The organism is Bacillus sp. LQ16, from assembly GCF_057784645.1.
Genome location: NZ_CM173491.1, coordinates 5,161,277 through 5,182,816, shown reverse-complemented (window position 1 = coordinate 5,182,816; position 21,540 = coordinate 5,161,277). Strand labels below are relative to the sequence as shown.

The following is a 21,540-nucleotide window of genomic DNA, read 5'->3' as shown; positions in this document are numbered from 1 at the left end:
AAAAATTTAAAAATAATAATTGCTGCAACTAGGACATATTGTTTACTATGTGAACTTGTTCTTAATTTAGGGGGGAGGGTTTCACAATGGCAAGTGTATATGAAAATAGTTATATGATCGTTTTGATTTTCTTGCTATTAGGTATATTGCTGCCGGTAGTGGCTCTTACATTAGGAAGGATGCTGCGCCCAAATAAACCAAGTGCAGCAAAGGCGACGACGTATGAGAGTGGAATTGAGCCTTTTCATGATGCAAATATTCGGTTTCATGCTCGTTATTATATTTTTGCTTTATTGTTTGTGATCTTTGATGTAGAAACTTTATTTTTATATCCTTGGGCTGTTGCGTATGACAAGCTAGGTTTATTTGCATTAATTGAAATGCTCATCTTTGTTGTAATGTTGCTAGTTGGATTAGCGTATGCTTGGAAAAAGAAGGTGTTACAATGGTTATAAATTTTGAGGAATTACATCCAAATGAGCGAGCAGAATTAGAACGAAATATCTTTTTTTCTACATTGGAACAGTTGAAAGGATGGGCGAGGAGCAATTCTTTATGGCCGATGACATTCGGACTGGCGTGCTGTGCAATTGAAATGATGGGAGTAGGCTCATCACATTATGATTTAGATCGATTTGGGTCATTTTTTCGAACTTCACCAAGGCAATCGGACGTCATGATTGTATCGGGAACAGTAACGAAGAAGATGGCTCCTATTGTTCGGCGTTTATATGATCAAATGCCTGAACCGAAATGGGTTATTGCGATGGGATCTTGTGCGACAGCAGGTGGTCCGTATGTAAATTCATATGCTGTTGTGAAAGGTGTAGACCAAATCGTACCAGTTGATGTGTATATTCCTGGTTGTCCCCCAAATCCGGCTGCTTTAATTTATGGAATTAATAAATTAAAAGAAAAAATTCGTTACGAAGCAAAGACCGGGAAGCAGGTGACGAATAAATGAGTAATCCAAACAAAGATTTAGAGGATCTGAAAAAAGAAGCAGCTAGGCGTGCAAAAGAAGAAGCGAGAAAACGCCTTGTAAAGAAACACGGGGCGGAAATAAGTGAGCTTGAGGCAGAAGATCAAGAAAAAGAGAAAGCGCTACCAAAAAATGATGATATTACTATAGAAGAAGCAAAACGACGTGCAGCAGCGTTAGCGAAGCAGAAAAGAGAAGGAACAGAAGAAGTAACGGAAGAAGAAAAAGCGAAAGCCAAGGCGAAGGCAGCAGCAGCAAAAGCAAAAGCGGCAGCGTTAGCGAAGCAGAAAAGAGAAGGAACAGAAGAAGTAACGGAAGAAGAAAAAGCGAAAGCGAAGGCGGCAGCAGCTGCAAAAGCAAAAGCGGCAGCGTTAGCGAAGCAGAAAAGAGAAGGAACAGAAGAAGTAACGGAAGAAGAAAAAGCGAAAGTGAAGGCGAAGGCAGCAGCGGCAGCAAAAGCAAAAGCGGCAGCGTTAGCGAAGCAGAAAAGAGAAGGAACAGAAGAAGTAACGGAAGAAGAAAAAGCGAAAGTGAAGGCAAAGGCAGCAGCGGCAGCAAAAGCAAAAGCGGCGGCGTTAGCGAAGCAAAAAAGAAAAGGAACAGAAGAAGTAACGGAAGAAGAAAAAGCGAAAGCGAAGGCGAAGGCAGCAGCAGCTGCAAAAGCAAAAGCGGCGGCGTTAGCGAAACAGAAAAGAGAAGGGGCAGAAGAAGTAACGGAAGAAGAAAAAGAGAAAGCCAAGGCGAAGGCGGTGGCGGCGGCCAAGGCAAAAGCGGCAGCATTAGCGAAGCAGAAAGCCTCGCAAGGTGATGGGGATTCGGGAGATGAAAAGGCCAAGGCAATTGCAGCGGCAAAAGCGAAAGCAGCAGCGGCTGCAAGAGCGAAGACAAAGGGAGCTGAAGGTAAGAAAGAGGATGAGCCAAAGCAGGAAGAACCGTCTGTAAATCAACCGCATTTAAATCAGTATGTTGAGGCTATTAGGGAGAAGTTAGGAGAGGGTGCATTAGTAGATTCCTATATTAATAAATTGTCAAAGGATGTGCCAACTCTTGTGGTGGATCCCGCAAAATATTATGAAGTGATGGAGTCACTGCGATTCCATGAGGGACTTGCTTTTGATTATATGTCAGAGCTACATGCGACGGATTTTGTGACACATATGGAAGTGTATGTTCATTTGTTTTCATATGGCAAGAAACAATCGGTAGCGGTGAAGGTAAAACTAGACCGGGAAGCGCCGCAAGTCGAGTCTGTGACAGCGCTTTGGAAAGGGGCTGACTGGCCGGAGAGAGAAGCGTACGATTTGCTCGGCATTGTATTTAAAGGGCATCCGAATTTAACGCGTATTTTAATGCCAGAGGATTGGGTAGGATATCCGCTTAGAAAAGACTATGAACCGTATGATGTGGAGGTGTAGCTATGATCCGCACGGAAGAGATGCTTTTGAATGTAGGACCTCAGCATCCGAGTACACATGGTGTGTTCAGGCTCGTAATTAAGATTGACGGGGAAATTATTAAAGAAGCTACACCGGTTATTGGGTATTTGCATCGCGGGACGGAAAAGATTGCTGAGAGCTTACAGTATACGCAAATTATTCCTTATACAGATCGAATGGACTATTTATCAGCCATGACGAATAATTACGTCATTTGCCATGCTGTAGAGACGATGATGGGGCTTGAAATTCCAGAGCGTGCCGAATATTTGCGAGTACTTGCGATGGAGCTAGGAAGAATTGCAAGTCATCTCGTTTGGTGGGGGACGAATCTTCTTGATATAGGAGCGGTCAGCCCGTTTCTGTACGCGTTTCGTGAACGAGAGATGATTATAAATTTATTAAATGAATTATGCGGGGCACGGCTTACTTTTAACTATATGAGAGTTGGTGGTGTGAAGTGGGATGCGCCAGATGGTTGGATTGAAAAGGTGGAAGAGTTTGTTCCGTATATGAGAGAGCAATTGGCAGGTTATCATGATCTTGTTAGCGGTAATGAGATTTTCTTAAATCGTGTGAAAGGCGTTGGTATATATAGCGCGGAAGAAGCGATCTCGTATTCTTTAAGCGGAGCAAATTTGCGGTGCACTGGAGTAAACTGGGATCTTCGCAAAGATGAGCCATATTCGATTTATGATCGTTTTGATTTTGATATTCCTGTTGGAAGTGTGGGAGATGCTTGGGATCGCTACGTTTGCCGAATGCAAGAAATCGAGGAGTCTTTAAAGATTGTTGAGCAAGCGGTTCAACAGTTCCCGAAAGATGGAGCTGTGCTGGCAAAAGTACCGAAAATTATTAAGGCACCTAAGGGAGAAGCGTTCGTACGTATAGAATCGCCGCGCGGAGAGATTGGTTGTTATATCGCAAGTGATGGAAAGAAAGAGCCGTACCGTTTGAAGTTTCGTAGACCATCTTTTTATAACTTGCAAATTTTACCGAAGTTATTAAAAGGTGAAAACATCGCTAATTTAATTACGATTTTAGGTGGAGTTGATATTGTACTTGGGGAGGTTGATGGCTAATGATTGAGACGCTCTTACAATCACCTTCAAGCTGGACGAATTTCTTCATTTTTTTCGGATTAGCGGTGCTTCTACTATTTGCAGTCCTTGGCTTCGTTACATATGGAATCTTGGCAGAACGGAAAGTGATGGGGTTTATGCAAGGGCGGATTGGACCAAACCAGGTTGGAGGCCGATTCGGTTTACTGCAAACGGTAGCTGATGTTTTAAAACTATTATTGAAAGAAGATAGTATTCCGAAAGCAGCAGATAAACCGCTGTTTATATTAGCGCCTGTCATTGCATTTGCACCAGCATTTATGGTGCTTGCAGTTATCCCGTTCACTGATAAATTTCAATTTGCAGATATTGGAGTCGGGCTACTTTATTATATTGCTGTTTCCGGTATTACGACGATAGGTGTTGTAACTGGGGGATGGGCATCGAATAATAAATATTCCCTTTTAGGAGGGATGCGTGCGGCGGCGCAAATGATTTCTTATGAGATTCCGCTCGTAATGAGTGTAATTGGTATCGTTTTGTTAGCTGGTAGCCTGAATTTAAATGAGATTGTAGCGGCGCAGGAGAAGGTTTGGTACATTTTCGTACAGCCAATTGGCTTCGTCGTTTTCTTAATCGCAGCAGTTGCAGAGTTAAATAGGACGCCATTCGATTTGCCAGAAGCGGAGTCAGAACTTGTTTCTGGATACCATACGGAATACTCAGGTTTTCGCTGGGCGTTTTTCATGCTTTCAGAGTACGTATATTTCTTCGGGATGGCATCGTTAATTACAGTGCTCTTTTTAGGAGGATGGAATCCAGTCATGTTTCTTGGATTTATCCCAGGTGCCGTATGGTTTGCTTTGAAATTTAGCAGTGTAGTCTTTCTATTAATTTGGTTCCGCGTTACGTTCCCACGTATAAGAGGTGACCAGTTAATGGAGTTTGGATGGAAAGTATTATTGCCGATTGCACTTGCAAATATTTTCTTAACGGCATTGATTAAGGAGTTATTCTTCTAATCTATGAGGGGGGTGCCAGTAAGAGATGAAAGGACTATTTAAAGGATTAAAATATACATTAAGTAATTTGAGCAAGAAGAAGGTAACGTATGATTATCCAAATCAGCCGTTGCCGTTGCCAGACCGTTTTCGGGGGATTCAAAAATTTTATCCGGAGAAATGTATTGTTTGTAATCAATGCTCTAACATTTGTCCGACAGACTGTATTCAGTTAACAGGAAAGAAACATCCAGATCCTACGAAAAAAGGAAAAATTATCGACACGTATGATATTAATTTTGAAATTTGTATTCTTTGTGATTTATGTACAGAAGTTTGCCCGACAGAGGCAATTGTCATGACAAATAACTTTGAACTCGCGGAATATTCACGTGATGACTTATTTAAAAATTTGCAGTGGCTTGACGAAAACGACGAAAACGTCAGGAAGGAGAATAAGGCATGAATGGCGAGTTTGTAGCATTCTTTATACTATCCTTGTCTGCAATTATCGGCGGTGTTCTTATGTTGAACTTAACGAAAGTTATGCACATGATGCTAGCTCTCGTTCTGACATTTCTCAGCATTGCAGGTTTGTATTTTCTTTTATCAGCTGAATTTATAGGCGTTGCACAAATTTTACTTTACTCTGGTGCAATCACAATTATTATGATTTTCGGCATTATGTTAACGAAACATAACGCGGAAAATGAATCGCGTCTTACTCTTCGAAAATGGATTATCTTCTTTGCAGTTGTAGCATTTGGAGCGGTTATGTATTTCGCTGTTAATAATGTTGATTTTGCAAATGAAAGCACACAAGGAAGTTTACCTCTCCATGAAAACAACACACTTCAAATCGGTACGCTTCTCTATTCAAAATATATTATTCCATTTGAACTAACTTCAGTTATTTTACTTGTAGCACTCGTTGGCGCGATTATACTTGCGAAAAAGGACGAGAAAGAGGAGGATTCCAATGAGTAGCGTTCCAGCTTCTGCATATTTAACGCTTGCGATTATTTTGTTTTGCATCGGTCTATTTGGAGCTTTAACAAAGCGGAATACAGTAATCGTATTAGTTTGTATCGAATTAATGCTGAATGCTGCCAATTTAAACTTAGTGGCGTTTAGTAAATTAGGCCTATTTCCGAATTTAACAGGTCAAATTTTCTCACTGTTCACGATGGCTGTAGCGGCAGCAGAAGCGGCGGTAGGACTCGCTATTTTAATTGCTTTGTATCGTAATCGTACGACAGTTCAGGTAGATGAAATGGATACGCTCAAAGGATAGCATTGTGACCGAAAAAGGGGGAAGGAAACAATGATCGATTATGCATGGCTCATACCGCTTTTCCCACTCGTTTCGTTTTTGTTACTTATTATATTCGGGAAGAAAATTAGAGAAGGAAGCAGCGTACTTAGTATTTTTTTCGTCTTTCTCTCCTTTATACTTGCGGTACTTGTGTTAATAGAAAGGTTTTCAGAAGCAAGCGTGAAGCATAAGTGGGTGTGGCTTAGAGCTGGAGATGTGGATATATCATTCGGCTTTGAGGTGACTGCATTAGGAGCTTTAATGTTATTTATCGTTACGCTTGTGAGTCTGCTTGTACATGTGTATTCGAAAGGTTATATGAAAGGTGATGAACGATTACCAACCTTTTACGCATATTTAGGACTCTTTACATTTGCGATGTTAGGGCTTGTTATATCAACGAATTTATTACAGCTTTATATATTTTGGGAATTAGTTGGCCTTGGCTCATTTTTACTTATCGGTTTTTATTTCTTTAAAGAAGAAGCGAAGGCTGCTGCAAAAAAGGCTTTTATTATGACCCGTATTGGGGATGTTGGTTTATTTATCGGGATGATTTTAATTTTTTGGTACGCAGGTAGTTTTGAATATGACGCAATATTTAGGGCGATTTATACAGGGGATTTACCTCCTTACATGATTACGATAACAGCGATATTAATTTTTATCGGGGCGATGGGGAAATCAGGTCAGTTCCCGCTTCATACGTGGTTGCCAGATGCAATGGAGGGGCCGACGCCTGTTTCGGCACTTATTCACGCCGCGACGATGGTTGCAGCAGGCGTATATTTAGTAGCGACGATGTTCCCTCTATTTTCAGCAAGTACAGTGGCGATGCAGACCGTGGCAATCGTTGGAGCTTTCACTGCAATCTTTGCGGCCTCTATCGGTCTCGTACAAACAGATATAAAGAGAGTACTTGCTTATTCTACAGTTAGCCAGCTTGGATATATGATGCTTGCGTTAGGTTCTGCAGGTTATGTAGCCGGTGTCTTCCATTTAACGACACATGCTTTTTTTAAAGCACTACTATTTTTAGCAGCAGGAAGTGTAATTCATGCAGTGCATACGCAAAACATTAATAAAATGGGCGGTTTACAGAAGAAGATGAAAGTAACTGGTACGCTATTTCTAATAGGTACCCTTGCCATTAGCGGTGTTCCGCTCCTTTCCGGTTTTTTCAGCAAAGATGAAATTTTAGCGGCGACTTGGATGAATGGCAATTACGTTTTATTTACTTTAGCAGTAATTGCGGCGTTTTTGACAGCGTTTTATATGTTCCGCCTATACTTTCTTGTCTTTACCGGAGAAACGAAGACGAAGGAAGATGTGCATGAGTCGCCCCGCGTTATGACGTATCCAATGATTGTTCTCGGCGTTCTCGCAGTAGTGGCAGGATATATAAATACACCATGGTTCGGTACGTTTCTCGGAGATTGGTTGACGAAAGATGTAGGGTTCAAGGTTGAAGAAGCGCATGGGCCAGTTTGGATTATGATTGTTGCGACGCTCGTTTCATTTGCGGGAATCGCTCTTGCATATTTCATATATGGCAAGAAATCAATTTCTAGAGATTGGGCTGGGGGTACGGAAACCTCGCTTTATAATCTTTTGAAAGAAAAATATTATGTGGATGAACTATACAACATGACGGTGATCCCTATTACAAAAGGAATCGCTCATGTGCTTCGCTTATTTGAAGTGTATGTAGTCGAGGGAATTGCAGTTTTAATTGGAAGCGTAGTTAAAGGTACAAGTAATCTTGGATCGAAACTTCAAAACGGGAATGTACAAGTGTACGGTACTGTAACGGCGGTTTCGCTCGCTGTACTCGTCATTATTTTGCTCTATACAGGAGGGGATTTACGATGAATGATTTGTTGTTAACGTTCTTCATTTTTTCCCCGCTTTTAGGAATTTTATTGCTTGTATTAACACCGAAAAAGGAATTGCGTACAGTGCGGGCGCTTGGCTTATTTGGGACGGCACTTCCATTTGGAATCGCTATCGTCCTCGCTTGTACATATGCTTCTGGAAAGAGTTTGTCACTATTTGATGAAAAGGTGAAATGGATTAAGTTCGGAGATTTTACAGCGGTAGATAAAAGGTGGTTTTCTATTTATTACGAGCTCGGTATTGATGGTTTGTCGCTTGTTATGATGGTGCTGACGGCTTTTCTAGCGATGCTCGCAGCAATTGCAGCCTTTTCTATTAAAAGAAATTTAAAAGCATTTTATATGCTGTTACTCATGCTAGAAATAGGGATGCTCGGCGTCTTTGCTGCTCAAAATCTAATGTTGTTTTTTATCTTCTTTGAAATTACGTTGCCACCAATGTTCTTATTGATTGGGAAGTGGGGGAAATTGTCGAGCGAAAAGGCTGCGTATAGTTATTTAATATATAACGGTATTGGCTCAGCTATTTTGCTCATTGTTTTCTCAATTTTGTTCGCGAAAACAGGTACAACAAATATTATGGAGCTGAAAGAGATATTAAGAAGCGTAAGTGCAGAAGGAGAACTCATCATCCCAAGTAGCTTGCAGCTTGGTGTATTTATTTCCATAATGATTGCCTTTGCAATTAAACTACCTGTTTTTCCGTTGCACCGTTGGATGGTCAATGTGCACATAGAAGCGCATCCAGCTGTAGTTATGCTTCATGCTGGTGTTTTGCTAAAGATTGGAGCGTACGGTATTATTCGCTTCGGAAAAGGGCTATTCCCGGAATATTTTCACGATGTTGCAACGCTAATTGCGATATTAGGTGTAATTAATTTATTGTACGGTGCCTTTTTAGCGCTCATCCAAACGGACTTTAGGAAAGTACTGGCTTACTCTAGTATTTCGCATATGGGAATTGTGTTAATGGGACTTGCGTCACTTAATGCACCGGGTACACAAGGGGCGTTATTCCAGGTTGTATCGCACGGTTTAATTGCAGCCTTACTGTTTTTCTTACTCGGTGTTATAGAACAACGTTTCGGAACATCAGAAATTACAGCGCTTGGTGGACTCGCAAAAAGTGTCCCAGTACTTAGCGGCTTCTTCTTAGCAGGAGGAATGGCATCGCTTGGATTACCAGGGATGTCTGGGTTTGTTAGTGAATTTCTTGCCTTTCTCGGTTTATTTCAAGGAGAGCCCGTCATTGCTGCAGTCGGTGTGATTGGCATCATTTTAACCGCTGTATACGTATTAAGGGCGACACTTCAAGTGACATTCGGAAAGAAAGAGTGGGAAGCAAAATCTGATATACATGGATGGGAGTATGTCCCTGTTTTACTACTTATCTTTTGTATTATTGCAATTGGAGTTATGCCAGAGATACTAGGGGATCCGCTTCAAAATACATTGAAAACATTGGGGGTGAAGTAGGATGGATATGAATACGTTACTTAGCTTATCGTGGCATCTAATGGTGCCAGAATTTATTATTCTCGGGGCCGCCATCCTTCTGTCCATATGTGATTTGTTTTTTAAGCTGAACCATAGATATGTAGCTCTTGGTGCGATCGCTGCCATCGTATTAGCAATTGTGTCATTAATTACGCTATATAGCGAACCAGCTGGAGATATTTTAAATGGATCGTTTGTGTTAGATGGATTTTCAAAAGGGTTTAAAACGTTGTTATTAGGCGCCTCAGCTCTCATTTTATGCATCGCAATGAGCGATGATAAGAAGAATCCGATTGAAGATAAGGGCGAATATTATTACTTATTTTTAATGGCACTTCTTGGTGCGATGTTCATGGCTTCTAGTGTTGACTTTATCACCCTTTTCGTTGGTTTAGAGTTACTTTCACTTTCTTCTTATATTTTAGTAGGAATACGAAAAAAGAACCGTGCATCAAATGAAGCGGCAATGAAATATGTCATTAGCGGAGGAATTGGAACGGCGATCACGCTCTTCGGAATGAGTTATTTATACGGTATTACAGGTTCAACTAACATTGTAGATATGCAAAAGGTACTCACTGGGGAGCTCGCTAGTGGTATTCAGTTATTGCTAGCTCTGGCATTTCTTTTATTGCTAGTCGGTCTCTCATTTAAAATTGCCACAGTGCCGTTTCATATGTGGGCACCTGATGTGTATGAAGGAGCGACTACACCTGTTACCGCTTTTCTTGGAACGATTTCTAAAATTGCTGGGTTCCTACTCATTATTCGTTTGTTCCTTATGGTTTTTGCAAGTGTATTAATACAAGGAGATATGCAATCTTTATATGGGCATATGAGTATATATATTGCGGTGCTAGCAAGTATTACGATGATTGTTGGGAATGTAGTCGCGTTAAAACAATACAACGTAAAACGTTTATTTGCTTATTCAGGCATTGCGCATGCTGGGTATTTGCTCGTTCCACTTGTGGCATTATCACCATTTACGCTGGATAGCATGTGGTTTTATATGCTGGCATACATGCTTATGAATATAGGCGCGTTTGCCATTATCCACGGCTTAATCTTACAAAACGATAAGGAAAACATAACGATTTTCACCGGATTATATAAGAGATCACCATTTGCAGCGATCATGATGACAATCTTTATTTTATCGCTGGCCGGGATACCAGGGACGGCTGGCTTCATTGGAAAGATTAACATCTTTTTAGGCGCGCTTCATGTAGAGCCAGCACATTACGTACTAGCTTCGATTATGATGGGTACGACAGTTGTTTCATTCGTATATTATTTCCGTATTTTACAACAAATGTTTTTCCGCACCGGAGAGACAGAAGAGAGGATACGGTTACCGTTAAATGTAAAGGTTGTTATGAGTCTTTGTGCAATTTCGATTGTAATACTAGGGATTATGCCGATGATTGGGTACAATTTCTTTTATGAATATTTTCCATTAATGAAAGATTTCTTCTTCTTAGGGAACGTGGTACAATAGTGAAAATAAAAGGTGTGGAGTCAGTACTCTGCGCTTTTTATTTTGTGTTAACTTGTAATGTAGATATACGTTTTTTGAAAGAAAATCACGATGTAAAATGTAAGATGTCTATGTGCATTTGAAAAAGTGTGGCTCCTACTTATTATGGTATCGTTTTTATATTCTTTCATAAGTAGTAGCTGAGTAAAAAGGGGTCGATTTTTTGGCACAACTTTTAGGGCAACAAGCACTGATTGCCATTGTTTCGCATTTATTGTTTATTACCATTACGTGGTGGGCTTTGCAAGGCATTCACATTGAGCGTTTAATGAAGTCCGGAAAAGTGCTGCAGACGCGAGTATTACTCATCTTAATTACAATTGCAATTGGGACATCTGTAAGTAACTTTTTCCTTGATTATTTAGGCTATTCGAAGAGTTTAACGTATTTAGTAAAGTAAGTGTATAGAACCTCAAATCTCCGTTAACAATGGGGATAGGAGGGGATGAAATTGAAGCTTAAAGCCATTCTTATTGTTGCACTTAGTGTTGTTTTATTTTTGGTTGGATATAGAGAGATGAAACCGATAAGCGATGAACAGAAAATGGAGAGCATGATTAAGGCTTTAGAGAAAAATGATGCTAAAGTAGAAAAATGGTCATGGTTAGCTAGAGAAACAAAAACAATTTCTAATATACATACGTTTCAAAAGTTGTTAAACGATGTGAAGGACAAGGCAAATATTCAAAAGTGGGAAGTAGAGCAATCTCCAGATGGATATAAAGCTACATCCTATAAAAAGTTTGCTTCTCATGAAGAACGAGTAGTAGTAACTTGGAGTAAAGAAAATACTAAAGAAAACACTTTCATTATCTTTGAAGTAAGTGGGGCGAAATGGGACCCGAAGTATGTTCAAAAAGTAAATAAAATTTTTAGTGAAAAACCTATAATTTACACTTGTGTTCAAGGTGTACTGAATGATAAGATTGAAGGTGTTTTGCAAAATAAAACCAATCAGGTTTTGAAAGATCTTTCAGCAAGAGCGATCGAACAAGTAGAAGAAAGAGCATTTGTGTCAGTCTCCGCATACAATAAAAAGTGGGATGACGCTCTTTCAACAAATAGAGAGAAAATAAATGTGCAAATAGCAATACGTTCTACAGACAACAAAGATACAATTGTGGTTGGCACACCGATCATAACTTCTGAGTATTGAGTGAATAGATACTGAAAAAAGGACACGGAGGGGAATAATTTGGAAAAGATCATCGTCCGTGGCGGAAAGCGGTTAAACGGCACAGTGCGTGTTGAGGGCGCAAAAAATGCTGTATTACCTATAATCGCTGCAGCCCTATTAGCGAGTGATGGAAAGAATGTACTATCTGAAGTACCAGTTTTGTCTGATGTATACACAATTAATGAGGTATTACGTCATTTAAATGCTGAAGTCGTATTTGAAAATAATCAAGTAACAATCGATTCTTCTAAAGAACTAAACATTGAAGCACCATTTGAATATGTACGTAAAATGCGTGCATCTGTTCAAGTAATGGGACCATTATTAGCACGTAACGGTCGTGCTCGTATTGCACTTCCTGGTGGATGTGCAATCGGTTCACGTCCAATTGACCAACATTTAAAAGGCTTCGAAGCAATGGGAGCAAAAGTACAGGTTGGTAACGGTTTTGTTGAGGCATATGTTGAGGGAGAACTAAAAGGAGCTAAAATCTACTTAGACTTCCCAAGCGTAGGCGCGACAGAAAACATTATGTCTGCAGCTACATTAGCAAAAGGGACAACAATTCTTGAAAACGCAGCGAAAGAACCAGAAATCGTTGACTTAGCTAACTTCTTAAATGCGATGGGAGCGAAAGTACGCGGAGCTGGAACTGGAACGATTCGTATCGAAGGCGTTGATAAATTATATGGTGCAAACCACTCTATTATTCCTGACCGTATTGAAGCGGGAACATTCATGGTTGCAGCAGCAATTACTGGTGGAGACATCTTAATTGAAAATGCTGTACCTGAACATTTACGCTCAATTACAGCGAAAATGGAAGAAATGGGTGTTAAAATTATTGAGGAAAACGAAGGTGTACGTGTTATCGGCCCAGATAAGTTAAAAGCGGTTGATATTAAAACTATGCCTCACCCAGGTTTCCCAACAGACATGCAATCACAAATGATGGCATTATTACTACAAGCTGATGGAACAAGCATGATTACAGAAACGGTATTCGAAAACCGCTTTATGCACGTTGAAGAATTCCGTCGTATGAATGCTGATATTAAAATTGAAGGTCGTTCTGTTATTATGAACGGTCCAAACAGCTTACAAGGTGCTGAAGTAGGTGCAACTGATTTACGTGCTGCAGCTGCATTAATCTTAGCTGGTTTAGTATCAGAAGGTTATACTCGTGTAACTGAGTTAAAACATCTTGACCGTGGTTATGTAGATTTCCATAAGAAATTAGCTGCATTAGGTGCAACTATTGAACGTGTAAACGAAAAAGTAGAAGAAGTGAAAGAACAAGAAGTTTCTGATCTTCACGCTTAATTGAAATAGTCTCTATGTCTTTTGACATAGGGGCTATTTTTTTTGGGTTATTACTGTTATAGTCAATAAATTCTATACTTATGCACGTACCAGTAAAAATATTTAGAAAATTTCCGTTTTATGCTCTTCCCCTTAAGTGTGTTCTAAAAGAAAGAGTTGTTCCATAAGAATGAATGGAGTAAAGCTTTTATATTGGGGGAAAAATAGGATGAAATTTTCAAAGCCACTTTTTATTACAGTAGCGCTCTTAATAGCGCTCGTTATCATTGTACCTGCAGCCCTTGTTATCCCATTTGCGAAAGCAAAAGTAGGGGAAGAAACGGCCTCTAAAACTCCTCCAGCCATAGAAAGTATACCAGCTCCAGGAAAAGTAGATACAGCGGTTCAAGTTGCTGTATATCGTGAGAAACAAAAGAAGGTAGAATCATTACCTATGGAGGAGTATGTGACCGGTGTAGTAGCTTCTGAGATGAATGCCAGTTTTGAAATAGAGGCACTAAAGGCACAGGCATTAGCAGCAAGAACATTTGTAGTACAACGTATGCTAAGCGGAGGAAAGAAAAATAATGCAGACGTGACAGATACGGTGAAAGATCAAGTGTACAAAAGCAAAGATGAATTGAAGAAGCAATGGGGCAATAACTACGAAAATAATTTGAAGAAAATCGAAGAAGCTGTTTCGAAAACAGCAGGACAAGTTTTAACGTATGATGGAAAACCAATTTCAGCATCCTTCTTTTCAACGAGTAATGGTCGAACAGAAAATGCAGCTGACTATTGGGGAAATGATTATCCGTACTTGAAAAGTGTAGATAGTCCGTGGGATCAAGCCTCTCCAAAGTTTACGAGCGAGCAAACATTTACAGTAGCTGATTTTCAAAAACGTCTCGGTGTGAAAGTGCTAGCAGACGGGAAGGTTGGAAACATTAAAGACCTTACGGAAGGAAAGCGCGTAAAGGATGTAGCTTTTCAAGGAAAAACATTAACAGGAAAAGAAGTTCGTGAAAAGTTAGATTTACGTTCTTCTGATTTCACGTGGAAACAACAAGGAGATAAAATCATCGTTACGACGAAAGGCTTCGGTCACGGCGTTGGTATGAGTCAATACGGGGCGAACGGCATGGCAGCGGAAGGAAAGAAATATACAGATATCGTCGCTCATTACTATAAAGGCGTTGAAATAAAGACGATGAATGATTATGAAGGAAAATTGATGGTGAAGAAATAGGTGTCAGAACTCTGGCACCTATTTTTTTCTGTTTAAAATATCATAATTTTCCATTAACTGTTTGATATAATAGGATAAAAAGGCATTTGGGGGAAATGAAATGGCGTTACTAGAGTTGAAACAATTAGGGAAGGCGAACCAGTTACCGGCAATTGAGCTAGAGGTGGAGAAGGGACAATGTATTGTTTTGCAATGCAATAATCATACAGCTAAAGTGTTACACCGCATCATTATTGGTGAAGAAGAGGCGTCGACTGGCAATGTACTGTTTGAAGGGGAAGCAATTGGAAAGAAAAATTATTCCCGCATCGGTTTTTGTTTTTTGAAAGATGAGGCATATGATCGTTTGAAGGTGAAAGAATACTTCAAATTTTTATTAGGGCTTTATGAATCAAAGATAAGTATAGAAGAAGTTGTGCAGTCTGTTGGTCTCCTAGATAAACTAAACGTTAAAATAGAAAAATTATCATTTTCAGAGAAACGCCGTCTTCATATTGGACGAATTATGATTCATAATCCGGATTTAGTCATTTTGGAAGAACCGGAGCAAAATGTAGATATAGAGAGTACGGTTATTATTCGAAAAGCAATCATGAAAATGAAAGAACAAGGAAAGGCGATTTTTATTACGTCATCTTTCCTATCGGATGCCCTTTCGTTAACGGAAGATGTATATATACTAAACAATGATGGTGTGAAAAAAGTAGAAATTGAACAAGAGGAAGCAGAAAAAGTCGATGAAGAGAAGGTCGTTCAAATAATTCCGCAAATGAAGTTAGAAAGAATACCTGCGAAAGTGAACGATAAAATCATTTTACTTGATCCGATGGAAATCCATTTCATTGAAACACAAAACGGAGTGACACATATTCACGTTCGTGAAGGGGATTTTGTATGTGCATTAACATTAAGTGAACTAGAAGCGAGATTAACAGGTTTTGGTTTCTTTAGATGTCATCGCTCGTATCTTGTGAATTTACAAAGAGTGCGAGAAGTGATTACTTGGACTCGTAACAGTTTCAGTTTAATTTTGGATGACGAAAGAAAAAGTTCAATTCCGCTTTCAAAAGGACGCATGGATGAATTAAAAGGCGTGATTGGGCTATAAAAAGTGCTCCAATAAGCTCAACATGCGATTCATTCACCGGTAAAAATACTCCTTTTACCGGTATTTTACTGCGTAAACCCTTTGTTTTTCATATGATTGAGTCAAGAAAAGCGAAACAAACGAACGAAAAGCGCTAAAGTGACTTTCATCTATAAAGAAGAAAAACAAAGGGGATGAAGAAATGACATTGGCAATTGAAATGAAAGATGTAATGAAAAGTTTCAGTGGAAAAACGGCACTTCGAAATGTAAATATTGAGGTGAAGCAAGGAGAGATATTCGGATTCCTCGGACCGAGTGGATCTGGTAAGACGACAACAGTAAAAATTTTAACTTCTCAATTGCTTCATAGTGTTGGAACGGTAAGAGTATTAGGGAAAGATATTACAGGACCAAGTAGCATCGATTACAAACGAATTGGTATTTTAACAGATAACAGCGGCTTATATGAAAGACTTAGCATTTATGATAACTTACTATTATTTTGTGACTTATACGATTGCAAAAAAGAAAGAATCGATGAAGTACTAACACAAGTAAATTTATTAGATGATAAAAAAACACCAGTAAAGAAACTATCAAAGGGAATGAAGCAACGCGTCACACTAGCAAGAGCAATCCTTCATAAACCAGATATCCTCTTCTTAGACGAACCAACATCTGCACTCGATCCAGTAAACGTACAAAACATTCATAAAATCTTAAAAGACTTAAATGAAGAAGGAACGACGATTTTCTTAACGACTCACAACATGGATGAAGCAGAAACGCTTTGTAACCGTATTGCCTTCCTTTGTGGCGGAGAAATTGTAGCGCTGGATACGCCAGAGAACCTACGCTTACAATACGCTAAGGATCAAATACAGGTCGTATTAAAAGATAAACAAAAAGCAGTAGTGCAAAAAGATGAATTAGGTGCAAAACGTATTTCAGAATGGATGAACAAAGGAGAATTACTATCCATTCATTCACACGAACCAACGCTAGGTGATATCTTTATTGAAGTTACTGGGAGGGGATTATAATGACTTTTTCAATGAGACGTGTATCAGCTATTTTTAGAAAAGAAGTACAAGATTTTAAGACAAATTCACAAGTGTTGTTAATGGCATTTTTACCAATTATACTTTCATTTTTGTTTAGCAGATTTGGAGTGGGAAAGGAAATGTTAGGCATTACTACTATAACGGCCTTCCTATTTGTCGCAGGATTTGTTCAATCTATGGTAATTGCAGAAGAAAAAGAAAAACATACACTGCGTGTGTTGATGTTATCCCCAGCATCTTCTGTTGAAGTTCTTCTTGGAAAGAGTTTATTAACATCGGGTCTGACGATGGTCATTTGTATTGCAAATTTATTCATTTTAGATCAGTTAAATATTAATCTTCCATTGGTAGGATTGGTATTCTTATGTGGAACTATTTTGTTTATCGTGCTTGGAACAATGATTGGATTACTTGCATCTTCTGTACCACAAACATCTTTAATTGGTATGCCTATTTTAATGACGATGTATTTAGCTGTACAATTTGAGCCGATGGTTGAAAATAAAGTAATTAAGACACTAATTGAGTATCTTCCAACATCTCATATTGTAAAAGCAATCAAAAGCTTAGTAGATGGAGCTGGGTTTAGTAGTATTAGTGGGCATGTATTAAATGTTGGAGTGTGGCTTATTATTGCGCTTATTGCGTGTTTAATCGTATATAAGAAGAAACAAATGGACTAAAAACTGAGCCGAAACGCTCAGTTTTTTCTTTTTTCTATCATTTCCTCGGAAATTTTACAGTTCTTATACATATTTTTACAAATTTTGTCGAAAAGTAATTAGTTATACGTTGTATAGGATACGTGAATATTGTTCAAAATGATTGCTGAGGTGATGATGGAATGCGAGGAAGAAATAATAAAAAGTCGCAAAAGGTAGTACATTTATTTCAAAAAAGATGGGTGTTTCCGGCACTATACATTGCTTGTGCAGCGGTAATCTTAATGGTTGCGCTATGGTTCCAAGGAGCTAATCCGAAGAAGACTCCAAACCACGATCAAGCAACACCGTATACACAATCGGAAGATCCAGCAGTACCAGTAACGAAATCTTCAGAAGTAGTGAAAATGCCAGCTGCCGCGAATGCGGAAGTAGTCGTACAAAAGAAATTCTATGAAGATGCAGCAACTGAGGCGGAACAAGAAAAAGCACTTGTCTTTTATAACAACACATATTCCCCAAACAAAGGAATTGACATTGCTGCGAAGAATGGAAAAGAATTCAATGTTGCCGCTGCTTTAAGTGGTACAGTAACGAAAGCTGAAAAAGATTCACTTCTTGGTTATGTTGTAACAGTTGATAGTGGAAATGGTGTAGCGGTATCTTATCAAAGCTTAGGCAGTGTGAAAGTAGAAAAAGGTGCAAGAGTTGCACAAGGTGAAGTATTAGGAACATCCGGTCTAAGTGCAATGAATAAAGAGGCAGGCTCTCACGTTCACTTTGAAGTACGTAAAGACAATGTGGCTGTGAACCCTGAACGTTACTTAAATAAATCAGTAACAGAAATTAAAGCTGATGCAGGTGCTGCAAAGGCTACGAATGCTTCTGGTAAAAAAGCTGATGACAAATCTCAAAAAGAAGAGAAGTCAACGAGCACGAAACCAGAAAATAAAACAGAAGACAAGTCTCAAAAAGAAGAGAAATCAACAAGCGGTTCAACTAGTGACAAAAAAGAAGAACCGAAGAAAGAAGAAAAATCAACAAACGGTTCTACAGAATCATCTAACGATTCTTCTTCACAAGAATAAGAAAGTGAAAAAATCAGTTCTCATCAAGAGAATTGATTTTTTTATTTTTATCCCGCATTAACGGGCAGTAAGACCCCTACTTCAAAATTCAGTGAAAGCTAAGAAGTTAGGTCGGGGATCAACTGCCCGTAAAAGCCCGATTGGTTCAACTAATAATCAGTGGGAAATGGCACCCACTGATTAAAGTTTCACTTTATATAAAAATACTCAATTTCGAGAAAAAAGTTGTAAAAACAAGGAAAAATGACGAGATTCTCGAATATATATTACAAAAGGGAGGGGATACTGTGTCATTTTTGTTCGTTCTGTCGACTGCTATTATTTTATTGTTTGTTTTATTCACTTTATATTATTATATTGCCGGTAAGAAAGAGGTTCCCCACCATCAGTTGTTAGAAGAAGAATTGGAACGAGAAGAATGACGCCTTTTATACAAGGTGTCATTTTTTTTTGGCCATAATAGTCAGTTTTAACGTATTTCTCACAAAAAAACGTAATTTTTCTTAACTTAGTCCGCAAAAATAGTGAACATGTAGCATATATCAGTAGTGCGGGCAATACAATGGTATAAACCAAAGCAAAGAGAGTGTTTGAGGTGAGAAATCGTGAATCATTTCATTATAAATCCAAGAATGTTTAACGCTTACAAACAGCACTCACACTTACTTCTTAGTCGTATGCAGCGAGGCTCATTTCACCCTTCTCACATCCAAATTAGGGAGGCGAGTGGTGTGCACGATTACATCAAAGAGAGAACTATCAAGATTGGTAAGTATATCGTGGAGACAAGAAAGACAGTGCGTGTCATTGCAAAGGAATTTGGGGTATCAAAGAGTACAGTCCATAAAGATTTAACAGAACGTCTACCAGAGATTAATCCAGAGCTCGCAAATGAAGTAAAAGAAATTCTTGATTATCATAAGTCTATTCGTCATTTAAGAGGTGGAGAAGCAACAAAACAAAAGTATAGAAAAGAAGATGTAGAGAAGCCTGTACGTCAATAATGTTACAGTAGCAAACATTCCGTTCACATTCGGTAATATTTTTCAGAAGAATTCTTTTTGCGAATATTACGTTTCTGTTAAATTTATGATAAAATCAGAAATTAGGTGAAAAGAATTCGGGTGTAACCTGATTTTGAATATCGAGGAGGAAAAAACGGGAATGTTTGCGCGAGATATCGGAATTGACCTAGGTACGGCTAACGTATTAATTCATGTTAAAGGTAAGGGTATTGTATTAAATGAGCCATCTGTTGTGGCCATTGATCGTAATAGTGGTAAAGTATTAGCAGTCGGTGAAGAAGCGAGAAGTATGGTGGGACGTACGCCTGGTAATATTGTAGCAATTCGTCCACTTAAAGATGGTGTAATCGCAGATTTCGAAATTACAGAAGCAATGTTAAAGTATTTCATTAACAAATTGGACGTAAAGAGCTTCTTTTCAAAACCTCGTATTTTAATTTGTTGTCCAACAAATATTACATCAGTAGAACAAAAAGCAATTCGTGAAGCTGCTGAACGTTCAGGTGGTAAAACAGTATTTTTAGAAGAAGAACCAAAAGTAGCCGCAGTTGGTGCTGGTATGGAAATCTTCCAACCAAGCGGTAACATGGTTGTTGATATTGGTGGAGGTACAACAGATATCGCTGTACTATCTATGGGTGATATTGTTACCTCTTCCTCTATCAAAATGGCTGGCGATAAGTTTGATATGGAGATCTTAAACTATATTAAACGTAAGTATAAGCTATTAATCGGAGAACGTACTTCAGAAGATATTAAAATTAAAGTTGGTACAGTATTCCCAGGTGCACGTAGCGAAGAGCTTGAAATTCGCGGACGTGACATGGTAACAGGCTTACCACGTACAATTACAGTATGCTCTGAAGAAATTACAGAAGCATTAAAAGAAAATGCAGCTGTTATTGTACAAGCTGCAAAAGGCGTATTAGAGCGCACACCACCAGAATTATCTGCAGATATCATCGACCGCGGTGTTATTCTAACAGGCGGTGGAGCTTTACTACACGGTATCGACATGCTTCTAGCAGAAGAACTAAAAGTACCAGTATTAATTGCTGAAAACCCAATGCACTGCGTTGCGGTTGGTACAGGTATTATGTTAGAGAATATCGACAGATTACCAAAGCGTGCTTTGAGATAATTTGAAAGAACTAAGGCTAATGCCTTAGTTCTTTTTTTCGTTTTTATATTTTTTTATTTTGTTTTTTTGCGAAAATGGAAGGAAAATAGAGAAATATGAAGGAAACAGGTAAAATATTCATATATATGGTTAAATTTAATATTTCCTTAATTGAAAACGTTTATAATATAATGAGTCGAATACGACATTAAGGCAAATAATGTTTCAATACATATTGCCTTTCCCTAATTTGGGCATACACTCTTTTCCACCTCCGTGTCAGTTGCAAAAATGTGCAACTATTTTAATGGAATAGAGTGTGTGCATTTTTTTTAGGAAGTCGTGCTAAATATAAAATGTTACTTTGTAATGACAAACAATAAACAAAATGGGATAATAGCAATATGTCCAAGTGGTAAGACCAATATTACAAAAGGGGCGATTGTTACATGCTAAATATAGAACAAATTAAAGAAATCATTCCTCACCGCTATCCATTTTTACTTGTTGATAAAATATTAGAAGTAGATGAAGGTAAAAGAGCGGTTGGGATTAAAAATGTATCCGCAAACGAAGAATTCTTTAACGGACACTTCCCTGACTATGCAGTTATGCCTGGTGTACTTATTGTAGAAGCATTAGCACAAGTCGGAGCAGTTGCAGTATTAAAGAAAGAAGAAAACCGCGGAAGACTTGCTTTCTTTGCAGGTATCGACAATTGCCGTTTCAAAAAACAAGTACGCCCAGGTGATCAGCTTCGTCTAGAAGTAGAAATGACACGCGTACGCGGCCCGATTGGAAAAGGAAAAGCAATCGCAACAGTAGATGGTGAAGTTGCATGTGAGGCAGAAATTACATTTGCGATTGGTGATAAAAAAGAATAGATAGTACTAAAAAATCTCCTTGTAAAAAGACAAGGAGATTTTTTTAATTTCTGCTATATAACGATGAAACGATAATATACAAACTAATCAGAAAATAACTTGTAAATAGATGGCAATTACCATATACTTACTTTATTATTTATCTAGAAAACA

General features: G+C 38.7%; 23 protein-coding genes. All 23 read left to right on the top strand.

Translation table 11 applies throughout. The annotated features are described in order from the left end of the window. Positions 1–86 precede the first annotated feature (86 nt). The 23 genes from nuoA to fabZ all read left to right on the top strand — a co-directional run bounded on the left by nuoA (position 87) and on the right by fabZ (position 21,387). Positions 87–455, top strand: a complete 369-nt coding sequence (nuoA, locus tag AC3EMB_RS26320) for an NADH-quinone oxidoreductase subunit NuoA (RefSeq protein WP_000179273.1) — start codon at positions 87–89, stop codon at positions 453–455. Next, positions 446–964: an NADH-quinone oxidoreductase subunit NuoB gene (nuoB, locus tag AC3EMB_RS26315; RefSeq protein WP_000236331.1), complete on the top strand. Its 519-nt coding sequence runs from the start codon at positions 446–448 to the stop codon at positions 962–964. The genes nuoA and nuoB overlap by 10 nt, the downstream gene beginning before the upstream one ends. Further along, the gene (locus AC3EMB_RS26310; protein ID WP_488517378.1) at positions 961–2,397 is read left to right on the top strand and encodes an NADH-quinone oxidoreductase subunit C; all 1,437 of its coding nucleotides are present in this window, start codon (positions 961–963) and stop codon (positions 2,395–2,397) included. Before nuoB ends, AC3EMB_RS26310 begins: the two co-directional genes overlap by 4 nt. 2 nt (positions 2,398–2,399) lie before the next feature. Next, on the top strand, positions 2,400–3,500 hold the full coding sequence (gene nuoD, locus AC3EMB_RS26305; protein ID WP_000621434.1) for an NADH-quinone oxidoreductase subunit NuoD: 1,101 nt from the start codon (positions 2,400–2,402) through the stop codon (positions 3,498–3,500). Further along, positions 3,500–4,501 carry an NADH-quinone oxidoreductase subunit NuoH gene (gene nuoH / locus AC3EMB_RS26300; protein WP_000573426.1) on the top strand — a complete coding sequence of 334 codons (1,002 nt, stop codon included), beginning with the start codon at positions 3,500–3,502 and terminating at the stop codon, positions 4,499–4,501. The genes nuoD and nuoH overlap by 1 nt, the downstream gene beginning before the upstream one ends. Positions 4,502–4,526: 25 nt before the next feature. Continuing rightward, positions 4,527–4,946, top strand: a complete 420-nt coding sequence (nuoI, locus tag AC3EMB_RS26295) for an NADH-quinone oxidoreductase subunit NuoI (RefSeq protein ID WP_000677191.1) — start codon at positions 4,527–4,529, stop codon at positions 4,944–4,946. Beyond that, the gene (locus AC3EMB_RS26290; protein WP_001012812.1) at positions 4,943–5,467 is read left to right on the top strand and encodes an NADH-quinone oxidoreductase subunit J; all 525 of its coding nucleotides are present in this window, start codon (positions 4,943–4,945) and stop codon (positions 5,465–5,467) included. Before nuoI ends, AC3EMB_RS26290 begins: the two co-directional genes overlap by 4 nt. Next, the gene (gene nuoK / locus AC3EMB_RS26285; RefSeq protein WP_000100079.1) at positions 5,460–5,774 is read left to right on the top strand and encodes an NADH-quinone oxidoreductase subunit NuoK; all 315 of its coding nucleotides are present in this window, start codon (positions 5,460–5,462) and stop codon (positions 5,772–5,774) included. Before AC3EMB_RS26290 ends, nuoK begins: the two co-directional genes overlap by 8 nt. Before the next feature lie 30 nt (positions 5,775–5,804). After that, entirely contained in the window at positions 5,805–7,667 is a 1,863-nt protein-coding gene (gene nuoL / locus AC3EMB_RS26280; protein ID WP_000568236.1) for an NADH-quinone oxidoreductase subunit L, read from the top strand. Then, complete coding sequence (locus AC3EMB_RS26275) at positions 7,664–9,166, top strand: NADH-quinone oxidoreductase subunit M (protein WP_488517377.1); 1,503 nt, start codon at positions 7,664–7,666, stop codon at positions 9,164–9,166. The genes nuoL and AC3EMB_RS26275 overlap by 4 nt, the downstream gene beginning before the upstream one ends. A 7-nt stretch (positions 9,167–9,173) precedes the next feature. Continuing rightward, positions 9,174–10,688 carry an NADH-quinone oxidoreductase subunit NuoN gene (gene nuoN / locus AC3EMB_RS26270; RefSeq protein WP_488517785.1) on the top strand — a complete coding sequence of 505 codons (1,515 nt, stop codon included), beginning with the start codon at positions 9,174–9,176 and terminating at the stop codon, positions 10,686–10,688. 202 nt (positions 10,689–10,890) lie between these two features. Then, entirely contained in the window at positions 10,891–11,127 is a 237-nt protein-coding gene (locus AC3EMB_RS26265) for a DUF1146 family protein (RefSeq protein WP_000057889.1), read from the top strand. A gap of 51 nt (positions 11,128–11,178) precedes the next feature. Then, a complete protein-coding gene (locus AC3EMB_RS26260; protein ID WP_000767913.1) occupies positions 11,179–11,883 on the top strand; it encodes a YwmB family TATA-box binding protein in 705 nt (234 codons plus the stop codon). A 39-nt stretch (positions 11,884–11,922) separates the two neighbouring features. After that, positions 11,923–13,227, top strand: coding sequence for a UDP-N-acetylglucosamine 1-carboxyvinyltransferase (gene murA / locus AC3EMB_RS26255; RefSeq protein ID WP_000411275.1), 1,305 nt, complete (start codon positions 11,923–11,925; stop codon positions 13,225–13,227). A gap of 208 nt (positions 13,228–13,435) precedes the next feature. Beyond that, entirely contained in the window at positions 13,436–14,455 is a 1,020-nt protein-coding gene (gene spoIID / locus AC3EMB_RS26250) for a stage II sporulation protein D (RefSeq protein WP_000672651.1), read from the top strand. Between the two features lie 100 nt (positions 14,456–14,555). After that, a complete protein-coding gene (locus tag AC3EMB_RS26245) occupies positions 14,556–15,563 on the top strand; it encodes a LytTR family transcriptional regulator DNA-binding domain-containing protein (RefSeq protein WP_488517376.1) in 1,008 nt (335 codons plus the stop codon). A gap of 181 nt (positions 15,564–15,744) precedes the next feature. After that, the gene (locus AC3EMB_RS26240; RefSeq protein WP_053563320.1) at positions 15,745–16,587 is read left to right on the top strand and encodes an ABC transporter ATP-binding protein; all 843 of its coding nucleotides are present in this window, start codon (positions 15,745–15,747) and stop codon (positions 16,585–16,587) included. Further along, positions 16,587–17,291 carry an ABC transporter permease gene (locus tag AC3EMB_RS26235; RefSeq protein ID WP_053563321.1) on the top strand — a complete coding sequence of 235 codons (705 nt, stop codon included), beginning with the start codon at positions 16,587–16,589 and terminating at the stop codon, positions 17,289–17,291. The genes AC3EMB_RS26240 and AC3EMB_RS26235 overlap by 1 nt, the downstream gene beginning before the upstream one ends. A 161-nt stretch (positions 17,292–17,452) precedes the next feature. Continuing rightward, entirely contained in the window at positions 17,453–18,358 is a 906-nt protein-coding gene (spoIIQ, locus tag AC3EMB_RS26230; RefSeq protein ID WP_001214922.1) for a stage II sporulation protein SpoIIQ, read from the top strand. Between the two features lie 287 nt (positions 18,359–18,645). After that, on the top strand, positions 18,646–18,780 hold the full coding sequence (locus AC3EMB_RS26225) for a hypothetical protein (RefSeq protein ID WP_000008903.1): 135 nt from the start codon (positions 18,646–18,648) through the stop codon (positions 18,778–18,780). A gap of 309 nt (positions 18,781–19,089) precedes the next feature. Next, positions 19,090–19,362: a sporulation transcriptional regulator SpoIIID gene (gene spoIIID, locus AC3EMB_RS26220; RefSeq protein ID WP_000544012.1), complete on the top strand. Its 273-nt coding sequence runs from the start codon at positions 19,090–19,092 to the stop codon at positions 19,360–19,362. Positions 19,363–19,522: 160 nt separating this feature from the next. Beyond that, on the top strand, positions 19,523–20,524 hold the full coding sequence (gene mreB, locus AC3EMB_RS26215; RefSeq protein ID WP_000457978.1) for a rod shape-determining protein: 1,002 nt from the start codon (positions 19,523–19,525) through the stop codon (positions 20,522–20,524). Positions 20,525–20,952: 428 nt separating this feature from the next. After that, positions 20,953–21,387, top strand: coding sequence for a 3-hydroxyacyl-ACP dehydratase FabZ (gene fabZ / locus AC3EMB_RS26210; RefSeq protein WP_000931959.1), 435 nt, complete (start codon positions 20,953–20,955; stop codon positions 21,385–21,387). The last annotated feature ends 153 nt before the right edge of the window (positions 21,388–21,540 follow it).